Genomic DNA, 14,462 nt, shown 5'->3' with positions numbered 1-14,462 from the left:
CCCGTCCCCTCTCTCATCCCTCGTCGATCGCCAAGGACCACGCGATGCCGTCCAGGATGTCGTGTTCGCTGACCACGACCTCCTTCGCGTCGATCCGTTCCATGATCGAGAGGAGGACGAGGGCACCCGCCCCGATCACGTCGACGCGGCCCGGGTGCATGGACGGGACCGCCGCGCGCTCGGCGTGGGTGGCGCGCAGCAGCCACTCGGTGATCTCGCGGACGCGTTCCCGGGAGACCCGGGAGTGGTGGATGGCCGCCGAGTCGTACGCGGGAAGGTCCTGGGCGATCGCCGAGACCGTCGTGACCGAGCCGGCCAGGCCGACCAGGGTGCGCGCCTCGCGCAGCGGGACCGTCTCCTCGGCCCGGTCGAGGGCGGCCTCGATGTCGGCGCGCATCGCCGCGATCTGCCGCTCGGTCGGCGGGTCCGCCACCGCCCCGTCCCGCACCAGGTGCCGCTCGGTCATCCGCACACAGCCCACGTCGACGGACCGGGCCCCGCCCACGCGGTCGTCGCCGACGACGAACTCGGTGGAGCCGCCGCCGATGTCCACCACCAGGAACGGGCGGCGCAGGTCAGCCCGCCCCGTCAGTTCCTTGGTGGCGCCGGTGAAGGAGAACTCGGCCTCCTGGTCGCCGGTGACGACCTCGGGCTCCACGCCGAGGACGTCCAGCACCCCGCGCACGAACTCGTCCCGGTTCTCGGCGTCGCGGGAGGCGGAGGTGGCGACGAAGCGCAGGCGCTGCGCGCCGTGCTCCTTGATGGCCTCCGCGTACGCACGGCAGGCGGCGAACGTCCGCTCCAGCGCCTCGGGGGCGAGCCGGCCCGTGCGGTCGACGTCCTGGCCGAGCCGGACGATCGTCATGCGCCGGTCCAGGTCGACGAGTTCACCCGTCCGGGGGTCGGCGTCGGCCACCAGGAGCCGGATGGAGTTCGTACCGCAGTCGACGGCGGCGACCCGGGTCATCGGTCGTCCTCCTTGGAAGTGGCCGGCTCGTCGCCGGGCGGGGTCACGCACGGGCCCTTGCGCCACCACTGGGGCAGCATCGCGAGCGCCTCGTCGCCCAGCGGGTTGACGCCGGGGCCGGCGGCCAGCGAGTGGGCGACCAGGACGTGCAGGCACTTCACCCGGTCCGGCATCCCGCCGGCGCTCGGGAAGTTCCTCAGTTCCTCGATCTCGTCGCGGCGCCGGATGTAGTCCTCGTGCGCCGCGCGGTAGGCGGCCGCCAGCTCCGGGTCCGCCGCCAGCCGCTCCGTCATCTCCTTCATCACGCCGTTCGCCTCCAGCGTGCCGATCGCGGAGTTCGCCTTCGGGCACGTCAGGTAGTACAGCGTCGGGAAGGGGGTGCCGTCGGGCAGCCTCGGCGCGGTCTCGACGACGTCGGGCTGTCCGCAGGGACAGCGGTGCGCGATGGCGCGCAGCCCGCGCGGGGGCCGCCCGAGCTGCTGCTTGAAGGCCTCGACGTCCGCGTCGGTCGGCTCGGTGCGCGGGGTCGTGGGCGGAGGGGTGTCCATACGTGTCTTTCTGCGGGTCTCTGTACGGGACGTGCGGCCCTCCCGGACTCCTGGAGGGCTCCTGAAGGGCTTCAGCGGGCCCAGAGGGCTCCGGAAGGCGGTGGCCCGGAACGACGGCTGAGGGTAGTAAGGCTAAACCCGGGGCTCACCGCGCGGCGGCGTCGGACCTGTCGACCCCGTCCCAGACGTTCGCGTACCAGGGGCGGTCGGCCGCTCCGAGGTCGGTGCGCGACTTCTCGGCCGTGCCCGGGTCGATCACGATGTAGCCGGTCTCGCCGGGCATGACGTAGTGCAGCCGCTCGCGGGCCCGCTGCTCGGCGTAGGCGTCGTCCTGCCAGCGTGCCTTGAGGTCGCGCAGTTCCTCGACCCGCCGGCGGGCCTCGTCCTGCTCCTGCTGGAGGTCGGCGATCTCGGCGCGCTGGGACACGTACTGCCGCATGGGGTAGGCGAGCGCCACGATCAGCGAGCAGACCACCAGGGCGAGCAGCGCGGCCCGGCCGGTCAGCCGGGAACGGCGGGCCTGGCGTCTGGTCTGCGAACGGTAGACCCGGGCCGCGGTCTGCTCACCGATCAGCCGGATCCTGGTAGCGGTGGAGAAGCGGTCCCGGTCCTTCACGGCCATGTCCCCGTCTCCCGTTCACATTTCATACGCGCGTACGTCCCCGGACACGGTACGGGACCGTCTCCGGGGACGTACGGACGACTGGCGGAGCCGGGTCGTCAGGCGTTGCGGAACCGCGGGAAGGCGCTGCGGCCCGCGTACACCGCGGCGTCGTCGAGGATCTCCTCGATGCGCAGCAGCTGGTTGTACTTGGCCACGCGCTCGGAACGGGCCGGGGCGCCGGTCTTGATCTGGCCGCAGTTGGTGGCGACGGCCAGGTCGGCGATGGTGACGTCCTCGGTCTCGCCGGAGCGGTGCGACATCATGCACTTGAAGCCGTTGCGCTGGGCCAGCTCGACGGCGTCCAGGGTCTCGGTCAGCGAACCGATCTGGTTCACCTTCACCAGCAGCGCGTTGGCGGTGGCCTCCTCGATGCCGCGGGCCAGGCGCTCCGGGTTGGTGACGAACAGGTCGTCGCCGACGATCTGGACCTTGTCGCCGAGCTTGTCGGTGAGGGCCTTCCAGCCGTCCCAGTCGTCCTCGAACAGCGGGTCCTCGATGGAGACCAGCGGGTACGCCTCGACCAGCTCGGCGTAGTACTCCGTCATCTCGGCGGCGGAGCGCTCCTTGCCCTCGAAGACGTACGAGCCGTCCTTGTAGAACTCGGAGGCGGCGACGTCGAGCGCCAGGGCGATCTGCTCGCCGGGGGTGTAACCGGCTTCCTTGATGGCCTCGAGGATGAGGTCGAGGGCCTCGCGGTTGGAGCCGAGGTTCGGGGCGAAGCCGCCCTCGTCGCCGAGGCCGGTGGCCAGGCCCTTGCTCTTCAGGACCTTCTTCAGCGTGTGGTAGACCTCGGTGCCCCAGCGCAGGGCCTCGGAGAAGGACTCCGCGCCGATCGGGGCGATCATGAACTCCTGGATGTCCACATTGGAGTCCGCGTGCGAGCCGCCGTTGAGGATGTTCATCATCGGCACCGGCAGCAGGTGCGCGTTGGGTCCGCCCAGGTAGCGGAAGAGGGGCAGGTCGCTGGCCTCGGAGGCGGCGTGGGCGACGGCCAGGGAGACGCCGAGGATGGCGTTGGCGCCGAGGGAGCCCTTGTTGTCGGTGGCGTCCAGGTCGAACATCGCCTGGTCGATCAGGCGCTGCTCGGTGGCGTCGTAGCCGACCAGCTCCGGGCCGATCTGCTCGATGACGGCCAGGACGGCCTTCTCCACTCCCTTGCCCTGGTAACGGTCGGGGTCACCGTCACGGAGTTCGATGGCCTCGAAGGCGCCGGTGGAGGCACCGGACGGAACGGCGGCACGACCCGTGCTGCCGTCGTCGAGGCCGACCTCGACCTCGACGGTGGGGTTGCCTCGGGAGTCCAGGATTTCCCGGGCTACGACGACGTCGATGGACGGCACGAGCATCTCCTTCATGGATGTGACGTGGATCAGCCGGGCCACGGGGCCCTGCGGAACCGAGCCTATCCGGCTCCGGGCGATCGGCCATCCGGTCGGCCGCCCCTCGGACGGAACCGAGAGTAAATTGTTTCCGAATGGAACAAAGACGGATCCGGAAACCGGGTCCCTCGTGTCCGCCGACCGGTACCGAGCACCGGACGTCGGGCACCGGGCGTCGGCAAGGACCCGCCCGTACGGAAAAGCCCCGCCCCGGTGCGTACGGGGAACACGCACCGGGGCGGGGGAAACCCCGTGGGGACGGGGAGGGGCTCCGTGGGGACGGAGCCCCCTGGGCCTGCGGCCGCGCCTTACTTCAGGTGCAGCTGCTGACCCGGGTAGATGAGGTCGGCGTCCTCGACGATGTCGTCGTTCAGCTCGAACACCTTGTTCCAGCCGCCCTTGACGTCGTGCTCCTCGGCGATCGAGCTGAGGGTGTCGCCCTTGACCACCTTGTACTCGCCGTCGCCCTTCTCGACCTTCTCGCCGGTCGGGGTGGTGACGGTCTTCTTCTCGGCGGCCGGACGCTCGTCGGAGCGGGAGGCCTTCTGCTCGGTGGAGCGCTCGGGGGCGGAGCCGGTGCTCTGCTTCTGAGTGCTCTGCTTCCGGGCGCTCTGTTCCTGAGCGTCCTGCTTCTGGGTGTTCTGCGAGTTCTGGGTGTTCTGCGAGGAACCGCTGTTCTGGTTGCCGGCGTTCTGGTTGCCGGAGCCGCCACCGGTGTGGGCGGCGTTGGACAGGCCCTTGCCGCAGACCGGCCAGGCGCCCTTGCCCTGGCCCGCGAGGACCTTCTCGGCTATCTCGATCTGCTGGGACTTGCTGGCCCGGTCGGCGGTGGCGGCGTACTGCGTGCCGCCGTAGCCGGCCCAGGTGGAGGCGGAGAACTGCAGGCCGCCGTAGTAGCCGTTGCCGGTGTTGATGGACCAGTTGCCGCCGGACTCGCACTGGGCGACGGTGTCCCACTCGGAGGCGGTGGCGGCGGAAGCGTTGCCGGCCGCCATCAGCGGGGCGGCGACGGCGGCACCCGTGACGCCGGCGACGGCGATGACCCGGGTGGCCTTGGACGGACGACGGTGCTTGCCCTTGCCGGAAAACAGCATGGAGGATCCCCTCACCGACGCCTACGAGGTGAGCTGTCGGGTTCGGGCCGGTTGAGTTGCCCGGCCGCGTCCCTCCCGGGACACGGCTTCACCCCTAGCCGATCCGGCGTCAATCTCCGGATGCGGCGCCTACCTTGGTTCCCCCGCTCCTGCCTACGGCGCATGACGCGACGAGTGTTCCCGTGCTGCCACTGGCAGGATTCGGCGTGGCGGCAGCCGGGGCCCGCGGTGGCGAGCGGTCCTGACCGTAGACACGCGCCCTGCGGATAATCAAAGACGATCAGGGCTTCTGAGACCTATCTCTCATCGCCTTTATAACGGACATTCAGCACGAAATATGACCTCAACTGCCGCCATCGACGCGCCTTTTCGAATGTCAGCCCTCGCCCGACCCGAATCCGAACACAAGCGCCTGACCGGGAAGGATGGGGTCGGAGACCGCCGCGCCCGCGGCCTCGTCGCCCCCGCTGTACTGGGTGAGCCATCCACCGCCGAGCGCAAGGGAGTCGGCGGCGACCGAGGGACCGATTCCGGCACCCACGGGAGCCCTGTCGGTCCGGGGCGAGCCGTCGAGGCCGCGCGAGAGGCCGAGACCGCCACGCGAGGCGTGCCGGCCGGAGCTTCCGGACTCGCGGTCCTCGCGCACCTGCTCCTCGGCGCTGGCGCCGCGGTGACGGCCGGTGGGGGCCTCACTCGCGGATGTGTCCGAAGAACCCGCCTTCTGTCCCGACTTGCCCGAGTCGCCCCCCTTGGCGGAGGCCGAGGCGGAGGGAGGAGCGGAAGCGGAGGGAGAGGCGTCCGGCTCGGCGTCCGAACCGCCGGACTTGGACCCTTCGTCCACCTCCTGCCCCTTACCTCCCTCAGCACTCTTGTCGCCGTTGCCCCCGTTGCCGCCCTTGCCGTCCGACGAGGCGCCGGAGGACTGCGAGGGCGCCGGGGTGGCGGAGCCTCCGGTGCCGGACGAGTCGTACGACGAGCCGCCGTCCGCGCCGGTGTCGGCGCCGGCCTTGCCCGAGTCGCCGCCCAGGCCCGACAGCAGGCCGCAGGCCCGCCACGCACCGACCCCCTGGTCGGCGAGGACCTTCTCGGCCACGGCTATCTGCTGCCCACGGCTGGCCTGGTCGGCACTGGACGCGTAGTCGAGGCCGCCGTACTTCTCCCAGTCCGCCTGGGTCAACTGCAGGCCGCCGTAGTAGCCGTTGCCGGAGTTCTGGCTCCATGAGCCACCGGTCTCGCACTCCGCGACCCGGTCCCAGGTCGGACCCTCGGCCGCGCTGGCGCCGCTGGCCCCGAGAAGCGGAATCGCGATGGCTGAGCCGGTCACTCCGGCAGCGACGACGAGAGCCGGAGCCTGGCGGGGGCGACGGTGACGCCCGTTCCCGGAGAGCATGCGGAGACCTTTCGCAGGACAACAGTTACCCGCACGGCGAGTCGAACTGCGCAGCTGTGCAACCGATGCACCGTGCTTGATGGGTGAACGTAGCCGCAGACAATCACTTGTCACAAGTTCATGCCGCGCAGATCACATGAAGATCACAGAGTTGAGTGGGTGTCACGTTTGTGCCACTTCGGCGACGAGGCGACGGACCGTGTCCGGAGGGGTCCCGACGGTCACGCCGGAGGTGTGCGGAGGCTGCACAAAAGCCACTTCGGCGGCAACCCGGCGGCCGTCACGGGCCCGTCCGGCGGATCGCTACGTCAAATGTCCGGTGACCGTTCAGGAAATCACTTCGGCCATGGGCTGAATTCCACCGGCAGGGTCCGCAGTCCGCGCATGATGAGCCCGCCGCGCCAGCGCAGTTCGGCCGGATCCGACGCGAGCCTGAGGTCCGGCAGCCGGGTCAGCAGCGTGGCGAGCGCGGTCTGGCCCTCCAGCCGGGCCAGCGGGGCGCCCAGGCAGTAGTGGATGCCGTGGCCGTACCCCAGATGCTGGTTGTCGCGCCGGGCGAGGTCGAGCACGTCGGGATCGGCGAACCGCTCCGGGTCGCGGTCCGCGGCGGCCAGGACGACGAGGACCGGGTCGCCGGCCGCGATGTGCTGTCCGCCGAGGGTGAGCGCCTCGGTGGCGAACCGCCAGGTGGCCAGCTCCACGGGCCCGTCGTAGCGCAGGAGTTCCTCCACACCGGTCTCCAGCAGCCCGCGCTCCCCGGCGGCGAGTGAGGCTTGCAGGCGCTCGCGCTGCTCGGGGTGGGTGAGCAGGGCGTAGGTGCCGTTGCCGATGAGGTTGACGGTGGTCTCGAAACCGGCGAACAGCAGGATGAACGCCATGGCGGCGGCCTCGTTCTCGGTGAGGTGCTCGCCGTGGTCGGAGGCGCGGATCAGGCCGGAGATGAGGTCCTCGCCGGGGGCGGGTTCGGCGGGCAGCGCCTCGCGCTTGCGGTGGATGAGGTCGGCGAGGTAGCCGCGCATCTTCTTCACCGACCGGGCGACCCCGCCCCGGGGCCCGCCCTGGTGCCGGATCATCATGCCCGCCCAGTCCCGGAAGTCGTCCTGGTCCTCCCGGGGGACGCCGAGCAGGTCGCAGATGGCGTAGATGGGGAGCGGGAAGGCGAACTCGTGGATGAGGTCGGCGGAGCCGCGGTCCGCGAATTGGTCGATGAGCCCGTCGGTGAGCTCCTGCACCCTGGACTCGAACTCGGCGACGCGGCGCGGTGTGAACGCCTTGCTGACCAGTCTGCGCAGCCGGGTGTGGTCCGGCGGGTCGATGTTGAGCAGATGCGTCATCAGCTCGGCCTTGCGCTCACCGGGGATGCCGGTCTTGCCCTTGGCGTGGGCGGGCTCGTCGTGGTGCGCCGGGTTCTTGGAGAGGCGGGGGTCGGCGAGGGTCTGCCGGGCGTCGGCGTACCGGGTGACCAGCCAGGCCTCCACCCCGCTGGGCAGCCGCGTCCGGTGCACGGGCGCGTGCTCGCGCAGCCAGGCGTAGGCGGGGTACGGATCGCTCGCGAACTCCCAGGTGAAGAGTTCGGGCGCGGTGCTCTCGGATTGGTGCTGGTGCTGGGGCTGGTCGGTCACGCCCCGACCGTATCTGTCCCCTTCTCCCCGAAAGCCCTCCCCTTACTCCCCCGGTTACTCCCCTACTCCCCGGCTGCTTCCCCGCCGGCCTCCTCGCCGGTCCCTTCCGCGGCCCGTATCGCGTCCCGGTACGCGCGGGCCGCCGCGCGCAGGGCCGCCTCCGGGTCGACGCCCTCCGCTTCGGCCCGTACCGCCAGGGCGAGCAGCTCGTAGCCGATGCCCTCGACCCGGGGCAGGGGGACGTCCAGGCCGGCGGTGCGGACGCGGGAGGCCAGTTTGGCGGCGAGGGCCAGGCCCGGCTGGCCCATGGGGATGCCCTCGGTGACCGAGGTGCGCTGCTTCTCGACGGCCTTGGTGCGCAGCCAGTGCGCCTTGACCTCCTCGGGGGTGGTCGCCGTCTCGCCGCCGAAGACATGCGGGTGGCGATGGATGAGCTTGGCGACGATGCCGCCGGCCACGTCGTCGACGGAGAAGGGCTCCTCCGGGTGCTCCTCGGCGATCCGGGCGTGGAAGACGACCTGGAGGAGAACGTCGCCCAGTTCCTCGCGCAGTTCCTCCCGGTCGCCCTCCTCGATCGCCTCGACGAGTTCGTACGCCTCCTCGATGCCGTACTTGGCCAGGCCCTTGTGGGTCTGCAGTGACGACCAGGGGCACTCGGCGCGGATGCGGTCCATGACCTGGACGAGGTCGAGCAGGCGGGCGCCCGGCAGGTCGTAGGAGGCGGGCAGCAGCTCCAGCTCCGGCATCCGCACGCGGCCGGTGCCCGCGAGGCGGGCCAGTCCGTCGGTCAGGGCGGGTTCGCCCTCGCCCGTCGCCACGACGACCACGGTCCGCCCGCCGGCGCAGGCCTCGACCAGGTCCCGGGCGGCCGGTGCCGCCTCCTCGACGGCTATGCCCGCCTCCCGCAGGTACGGCAGCTGCGGATGGGCGCCGTCCGCGCACAGCACCCGGTCGGCCGCGTGCAGGGCCTGCCAGGCGGGCCAGGACAGCAGGCCGGGCGCGACACGGTGGCTGGTGGTGAGCAGGACGATGCGGCCGGGCAGTACGGCGGAGGGGGCTGCGGGACTGGTTGCGTTCACGATCCGAAACTAACCCACGGAACCGCCGGCCCCCGAAAGTTGTCCACAGGGAGGCCGACGCGGTGTGACAGTAAGCCTGCCGCCTCAGGCGATCGGCTGGACTCCGTCCACCGTGACGTCCCGGACCCACGGGGTCCTGGCGTCGACGCGGCTGCTCTTCTCGTCGTCCCAGGTGCCGTAGCGCGGATTGAGGTCGACGTCGAGCTTCCTGCTCGCCTCGGACAGGGCCTGCCAGAACTCGGGCCGGCTGGTGTCGGCGCCGAGCCGCTGGGCGAGCTTCTGCGCCTGGACCTGGAGGCGGAGGTTGTCGTCGAGGCGCTGCGGCGGGATGCCGTACTGCTGCAGCCAGGCCGTCTCCAGCGCCTCGGCCCCGCCGGCCTGCTGCTCCAGACCGGCCCGCATCTGCTGGACCTCCTTGGGGGTGACGCTCACCCCGGCGTCGCGCGCGGCGCGCTCCAGCACACGGTCCAGGACCATGCCGTGCAGGGTGTCGCGGGTGAGGCTGCCAGTGCGGGCGACGGCCTGCTCGTACTGCGCCTCCGGCACCGCCTCCCGCTGGGCCGCGCGGATCTCGCCGACCCGGTCCTCCAGCTGCGACACCGTGATCCGCTGTCCGCCCACGACGGCCGCCGCGCCGGGATGCGCGTCGTTCCCGCAGGCGGTGAGCAGGGGGGCCGCCATCGTGAGGGCGGCGGTGAGGAGGAGCGCGGTGCGACGACGGCGGTGCAAGGAAACCTCCTGAGGAGAGCTTGTGCGGCGGTGCACAAAGTCCTGCGGTGATCGATAGTAGGCAGCGGCCGGGCTCTGGCCAACCCATTCGACCAACGATTCACCGCGACTTCGAGCACTGCCGACATCGGCGCTCCGGTTTCACCGTCGGCCCGAGCAAGGCCGGGGACTCCGGCGACACCGCTGGGAAAGAGATCACCGGGATCCCCGGGGCAGAGGGCGGCGGACGCGCCGAAGAACGTGCAGCAGACTTCCTGGCCGGGCCCGCTTGTGCCGCCCGATTGCTTGACCTTGCCTCCTTGCAGCGCCTTGGGGGTGGGGATGGCGTGGGGCACACGACTGCCCGTGCAAAAATAACTCATTTGTTATCATGACGGTGTACGGAACCACAGCGGGAGGACTCCATGGCCACGATCACCATCGAGATCGACGACGACCGTCTCACCGAGATGAAGCAGCTCCTGGACACCGAGGACGACAGCGAGACCCTTACCCGGGCCGTCGAGATCGCGGCCGGGGCCATCTACCAACGCCGGGCCGCCCGGCGTCGGCTCAGCGAACTCGCCCACGAAGGCGGAGCGTTCGGTGAGGCTCCGTCAGCGTGAGCAAGGCCTTCCTCATCGACACGAGTGCCTGCAATCGCCTGTTCCGCCTGCCGGGCGTGGAGCGGGAATGGGCCCAGGTGCTCGACGCCGGACGCGTCAGCGTATGCGAGGTGACCGAACTCGAGCTGGTGCGGGCTGCCGGAGGTCGCGAAGAACGTGCTCTCCTGGATCGCTATCTCCACGATGCCTTCGGCTGGACTCCCGCTCCGGAACGCACCCTCCTGCGCGCCCGCCAGGTCCAAGAACTCCTGGTCACCTCAGGACAACACCACGGCCCGGGAGCAGTGGACCTGATGGTCGCCGCAACCGCGGAACTCTCCGGCCTGGTCCTCCTCCACTACGACGCCGACTTCGAAGCGATCGCCAAGGCCACCGGACAGCCGCACCGTTGGATCGCTCCACGCGGTTCGGTGGACTGAGGCCCCGTAGAGGCACTCTTATGCATACCAAGACCCAACTGCGTACCGGCCCCGAAGACGTCGCCCGTTTCCTCCGGCAGCTCCGCGAAGCCCATGGCCTCAGCCAACGTGCCCTGGCCACCCGGCTCGGAGTCAGCCAGGCCCGCGTGGCTCGCCTCGAAAGCGGCGCCAACAACCCCCAGCTGGACACCCTCGCCGCCTATGTCGCCGCCCTCGGCGGAACTCTCTCGCTGCATGCAGACTTCGACACCTGACATCCGGCGTACTCGCGCACCGGGACCGGGGCTTCCCTCCGGTTCGTTCAGGTCATCCGCGCATCTGTCCCAGCCAGCCCAGTGTCCGGCGGATGTCGGCGGCGAGGGGGTGGCCGGGGCCCTGGGCGCGCTCCACGTCGTGCAGCAGCCGGGCCAGGGTCTCGTGCGCGGCGGGGCGGTCGCCGAGGGCGAGCAGGAGGTGGCCGATGCGGCGGCGGACGTCATGGGCGAGCTGCGGGTCGCCCGCGGCCACGTACCGGTTCTCGTAGTACGGCAGCAGGGCCCGGTACTCGGCGAGCGCCGCCGCCGGGTCGCCGAGCTGCTCCAGGCACTGGGCGGCCTCGTAGCGGTGGCGCAGGGACTCCGGGTCGGCCTGGCCCGCCTCGGCGGCGCGTTCGGAGGCGAGGCGGCGCAGTTCGGGCAGCGCGCGCCGGTACTGGCCGTCGTCCAGGAGGGTGGCCGCGTACTGCTTGCGCAGGGTGCGCACGACCGGGGAGCGCTCGCCGTGCTGTTCCGCGGCGATCGGCAGGATCCTGCCGAGGATGTCCACGGCCTGGGTGATCCGGCCCTCGCCGAGCAGCCGCTTGACCTCGTCCACGGCGGCGGCGACATCGGCCTTCTCCGCGACGGGCGCGGGCGGTACGACGGGGGCGGGTTGGGGCGCGGGCGTGCGCGCGAGGTCCGGCCAGGGGGCGTGCGGGCGCAGGAAGGGGCGTGTGGGGTCGAGGGGCGCCCCGGTGGGCGTGCCCCGCGACGGCAGCAGCAGCGCCAGGTGCTCGTAGACCTCCTGGGCGGAGGCGGGGCGGTGCTGCGGGTCCTTGGCGAGCAGGCGCAGCACCAGAGCCTCCAGGGCCTCGGGGACCTCCTGGCGGATCTGGCGCACCGGCCGCGGTGCCTCGTAGAGGTGCCGGTGCAGCACGCCGAGCGCGGTCGAGCCCGCGAAGGGCACGTCGCCGCTGAGCAGTTCGTGCAGCAGCGCACCGAGTGCGTACAGGTCCGTGTAGGGGCCGACCGCGCCGCCCATCGCCTGCTCGGGGGCCATGTAGGCGGGTGAGCCGATGGGCGAACCGGTGTGGGTCAGGCGGGTGGTGTCGCTGTCCATCACGGAGGCGACCCCCAGGTCGAGCACGGTGACCGTGCCGTCCTGCTTGACCATCACGTTGCGCGGCTTGAGGTCGCGGTGGACGATCGGCACGGCGTGCACCGCGCTCAGCGCGGCACACAGCTGCGCGGCGACCGCCACCGCCCACTGCCACGGGTACGGGTTGTGCTCGGCGAGGTGGTCGCCGAGGTCGGCGCCGTCGACGTACTGCATGACGAGGAACAGTTCCTCGCCCGCGCTGCCCGCGTCGTGCACGGTGACCAGACCGGGGTGGTCGACCTGGGCGGTCACCCGGCACTCGCGCACGAAACGGCGGCGCAGTTCGTCGGCCTCCTGCCCGGCCACCTTGTCCGGGCGCAGCAGCTTGACCGCCACCCGCCGGTCCAGCCGCTTGTCGTAGGCCGTCCAGACCTGGCCCATGCCGCCCTGCCCGATGAGCGTGGACAGTTCGTAGCGGCCGGCGATGACCCGTTTCGCCGTCACACTCACCGTCCACCGTGGCCGTGGCCGTGGCCCTGGTCGCCGCCCTCGTGCCCGTCGCTCCTGCGCAAGTAGTCGCTGAGCTCGTCGAGTTCGGCGCGCACCTGGTCGATACGGGCCGGCTGCCCGGGATGCTGCTGCGGCATCGGGGGCACGGGGGCGGACGGCGTGGAACGGTGCGGTCCGGGCGTGGGAGGCGGTGCGGACGGCCCGGGTGTCCCGGGCATCTGCGCCTGGGGCCGCGACACGACTGTGGGCGCGTACGGCGACGCGGGCTGCGGATAGCCGTACGGGGAGGGAGTGCCGGGGCCCGACGCGTGCATCGTCGTGGCGTGGGGCGACGGCGGGCCGTGCACCCCGTACTGGCGCAGCCTGTGGTGGAAGCGGATGTCCACGGTCAGGTAGTACGCGGCGGCGCCGGTGCCGAGGATCAGGAGCATGGCCACGGCGACGTCGGTACGGGTGTCCGACTCCGGCAGCGTACCGATCACCATCAGCAGGACGACGGACACGGGCAGGCTCGCCCAGGCCGCCACCCAGTCGGCGACGCGCCCCCGCAGGAGCGCGACCCGGAACAGCGGCACGCAGGCGAGCAGCCCGCAGGACAGGAAACCGGCGGCGACGAACAGCACGCGCAGGGTGATGACCGTTGCCGTGCTGCGGGTGGGCGGTGCCACGCCGTGGCCGTACATGACTGCTCCTGAACCGGTGTGGCCGATGGGACGGGTGATAAGTCCGCACGGGGGCGGAACTCGGGTGGAAGTCCGAGCGTATAGGCCACCGGGGACAACTGGTCCGGGTTGTACCGAACCGTTGTCGTCCCGATCCCTTCGCCGTCCCTCACCCGGCGGCGGTCAGCCGCCGCACTGCTCCAGCATCATGCGCTTGTCGGCCGTGGTCACCGGCATCTCGTACTTGACGGCGACCTGCGCGAAGCGGACCGCGTACGAGCACCGTACGGGCTTGCTCGGCGGGAGCCAGGCGGCGGGCCCGGAGTCGCTCTTGGCGGAGTTGGCGCGGCCCTCGACCGGGATGAGGTTGAGGGTGTCGTTCGCCAGTTGCTCCCGTTTCTCCTTCGACCAGCGGGAGGCGCCCATCTGCCAGCTGTAGGAGAGCGGGACCACGTGGTCTATCTGGACCTCGGAGGCGTTCTCCTTGCGCCACTCGATGGTCTTGCCGGTGTACGGGTCGGCCAGGGTCATGGCCACCACCACGCAGTCGGAACCGGAGCGGAAGCGCACCTCCTGCCCGTCGCGCTGCAGCAGGTCGTTCCGGGTGTCGCAGCCGTTGCGCGCGAGGGGGACGCCGTCGGCGGTGTCCTTCCAGGCGTAGCCGAACTCGTCGCGGTCGTAACCCGTCTTCGGTCCGCGGCCCTTGGTGGTCACCTTCTCGATGAGGTCGACGGCCGCCGCCCGGTCCGTCTCCCCGGTCAGCGGTGCGAGGCCCGGCGCGGTGCCGTCCGGGTTGTCCAGGGGGCTGACGGCGCGTCCGTCCACTGCCGCCGGGCTGTCCCCGGCGGGGGAACCGGTGTCCACCACGCCCTCGCAGCCGGCGAGGAGCGCCACGGCGGCCAGCGCCGACACCGCGGTCCCCGTACGGCGTGAGAGCCCCGGTCCGCCGCCGCGGCGTATTCGCCCGCCGGCCCGCCCCGTACGTCGTGCCCCGTCCCACGTCGAGTACCGCGTCACGGCACCCCTCCCTTGCTGTTCCGTGCTGCACGTTCTTCTTACCCGCTCGCGCAGGAGCGATATCGCGCCCGGTCCACCGTAGCCAGAGAGAGGTCCAGACCATACGGGCCCAAAAGGAGCATTCCTCGCATGTCGCGCGTAGGGTCGATGCTGAGTCACCTCGGAAGGAGCTCCGGATGGGCATCTTCGACAAGTTCAAGAGCAACAAGTCGGCACAGGAGAAGGCCAGGAAAGCCTCCGACGCCGCCGAGAAGAAGCTCAACGAGCGGACCGGCGGAAAGTACGAGGACCAGATCGACGCCGGGCAGCGGCAGGCAGAGGAGCGGCTCGGCATGAAGCGCGACCGCCCCGATCAGCCATAGGCGTGCGTCCGGGCCGGAAGCCGCCCACGGAACCCCCTGCCGTGGGCGGCTTCGCTCATGCCCCGAGTGCCGCGTGCACC

At 71.2% G+C, this 14,462-nt stretch carries 16 protein-coding genes and 1 riboswitch; of the genes, 4 read left to right on the top strand and 12 right to left on the bottom strand.

What is annotated here, in order from left to right; genetic code table 11:
* Window positions 1-13: 13 nt before the first annotated feature.
* The 9 genes from ACTWJ9_RS19720 to ACTWJ9_RS19680 all read right to left on the bottom strand — a co-directional run bounded on the left by ACTWJ9_RS19720 (window position 14) and on the right by ACTWJ9_RS19680 (window position 9,472).
* On the bottom strand, window positions 14-967 hold the full coding sequence (locus tag ACTWJ9_RS19720) for a Ppx/GppA phosphatase family protein (RefSeq protein WP_279335558.1): 954 nt from the start codon (window positions 965-967) through the stop codon (window positions 14-16).
* A complete protein-coding gene (locus ACTWJ9_RS19715; RefSeq protein WP_279335557.1) occupies window positions 964-1,515 on the bottom strand; it encodes a DUF501 domain-containing protein in 552 nt (183 codons plus the stop codon). The genes ACTWJ9_RS19720 and ACTWJ9_RS19715 overlap by 4 nt, the downstream gene beginning before the upstream one ends.
* Before the next feature lie 145 nt (window positions 1,516-1,660).
* A complete protein-coding gene (locus tag ACTWJ9_RS19710; protein WP_279335556.1) occupies window positions 1,661-2,137 on the bottom strand; it encodes an FtsB family cell division protein in 477 nt (158 codons plus the stop codon).
* A 98-nt stretch (window positions 2,138-2,235) separates the two neighbouring features.
* Complete coding sequence (gene eno, locus ACTWJ9_RS19705) at window positions 2,236-3,519, bottom strand: phosphopyruvate hydratase (RefSeq protein WP_279335555.1); 1,284 nt, start codon at window positions 3,517-3,519, stop codon at window positions 2,236-2,238.
* Window positions 3,520-3,866: 347 nt separating this feature from the next.
* Entirely contained in the window at window positions 3,867-4,652 is a 786-nt protein-coding gene (locus ACTWJ9_RS19700; protein WP_279335554.1) for a transglycosylase family protein, read from the bottom strand.
* A 3-nt stretch (window positions 4,653-4,655) separates the two neighbouring features.
* Window positions 4,656-4,823: riboswitch (cyclic di-AMP (ydaO/yuaA leader) on the bottom strand.
* Between the two features lie 205 nt (window positions 4,824-5,028).
* Entirely contained in the window at window positions 5,029-6,042 is a 1,014-nt protein-coding gene (locus ACTWJ9_RS19695; protein WP_443294514.1) for a transglycosylase family protein, read from the bottom strand.
* A gap of 335 nt (window positions 6,043-6,377) precedes the next feature.
* On the bottom strand, window positions 6,378-7,664 hold the full coding sequence (locus ACTWJ9_RS19690; protein ID WP_279335552.1) for a cytochrome P450 family protein: 1,287 nt from the start codon (window positions 7,662-7,664) through the stop codon (window positions 6,378-6,380).
* 62 nt (window positions 7,665-7,726) lie between these two features.
* Window positions 7,727-8,743 carry a nucleoside triphosphate pyrophosphohydrolase gene (locus ACTWJ9_RS19685; protein WP_279335551.1) on the bottom strand — a complete coding sequence of 339 codons (1,017 nt, stop codon included), beginning with the start codon at window positions 8,741-8,743 and terminating at the stop codon, window positions 7,727-7,729.
* 84 nt (window positions 8,744-8,827) lie between these two features.
* The gene (locus tag ACTWJ9_RS19680; RefSeq protein WP_279335550.1) at window positions 8,828-9,472 is read right to left on the bottom strand and encodes a SurA N-terminal domain-containing protein; all 645 of its coding nucleotides are present in this window, start codon (window positions 9,470-9,472) and stop codon (window positions 8,828-8,830) included.
* A gap of 404 nt (window positions 9,473-9,876) precedes the next feature.
* Between ACTWJ9_RS19680 and ACTWJ9_RS19675 the strand changes: the two genes are divergently transcribed.
* Genes ACTWJ9_RS19675 through ACTWJ9_RS19665 form a run of 3 tightly spaced genes read left to right on the top strand, consistent with a single transcriptional unit; the run spans window position 9,877 to window position 10,750 of the window.
* Window positions 9,877-10,077, top strand: coding sequence for a hypothetical protein (locus tag ACTWJ9_RS19675; protein ID WP_387039112.1), 201 nt, complete (start codon window positions 9,877-9,879; stop codon window positions 10,075-10,077).
* Window positions 10,074-10,496 carry a PIN domain nuclease gene (locus tag ACTWJ9_RS19670; protein ID WP_279335548.1) on the top strand — a complete coding sequence of 141 codons (423 nt, stop codon included), beginning with the start codon at window positions 10,074-10,076 and terminating at the stop codon, window positions 10,494-10,496. The genes ACTWJ9_RS19675 and ACTWJ9_RS19670 overlap by 4 nt, the downstream gene beginning before the upstream one ends.
* Before the next feature lie 20 nt (window positions 10,497-10,516).
* Entirely contained in the window at window positions 10,517-10,750 is a 234-nt protein-coding gene (locus ACTWJ9_RS19665; protein WP_279335547.1) for a helix-turn-helix domain-containing protein, read from the top strand.
* 52 nt (window positions 10,751-10,802) lie between these two features.
* Here the strand turns inward: ACTWJ9_RS19665 and ACTWJ9_RS19660 are convergent, their stop codons facing one another.
* The 3 genes from ACTWJ9_RS19660 to ACTWJ9_RS19650 form a co-directional block, all read right to left on the bottom strand.
* The gene (locus ACTWJ9_RS19660; protein WP_279338027.1) at window positions 10,803-12,299 is read right to left on the bottom strand and encodes a serine/threonine-protein kinase; all 1,497 of its coding nucleotides are present in this window, start codon (window positions 12,297-12,299) and stop codon (window positions 10,803-10,805) included.
* A gap of 38 nt (window positions 12,300-12,337) precedes the next feature.
* A complete protein-coding gene (locus ACTWJ9_RS19655; RefSeq protein WP_279335546.1) occupies window positions 12,338-13,024 on the bottom strand; it encodes a hypothetical protein in 687 nt (228 codons plus the stop codon).
* Between the two features lie 162 nt (window positions 13,025-13,186).
* Entirely contained in the window at window positions 13,187-13,963 is a 777-nt protein-coding gene (locus ACTWJ9_RS19650; protein WP_387039119.1) for an HNH endonuclease family protein, read from the bottom strand.
* A 233-nt stretch (window positions 13,964-14,196) separates the two neighbouring features.
* Here ACTWJ9_RS19650 and ACTWJ9_RS19645 point away from each other — a divergent pair, with 233 nt between their 5' ends.
* Complete coding sequence (locus ACTWJ9_RS19645; RefSeq protein ID WP_279335545.1) at window positions 14,197-14,382, top strand: antitoxin; 186 nt, start codon at window positions 14,197-14,199, stop codon at window positions 14,380-14,382.
* The last annotated feature ends 80 nt before the right edge of the window (window positions 14,383-14,462 follow it).

Origin of the sequence: Streptomyces sp. GDS52 (assembly GCF_052246875.1) — a bacterium.
Lineage (GTDB): Bacteria > Actinomycetota > Actinomycetes > Streptomycetales > Streptomycetaceae > Streptomyces > Streptomyces cathayae.
The sequence above is the reverse complement of the archived record's forward strand: the minus strand, read 5'-3'. Positions and strand labels throughout refer to the sequence as shown.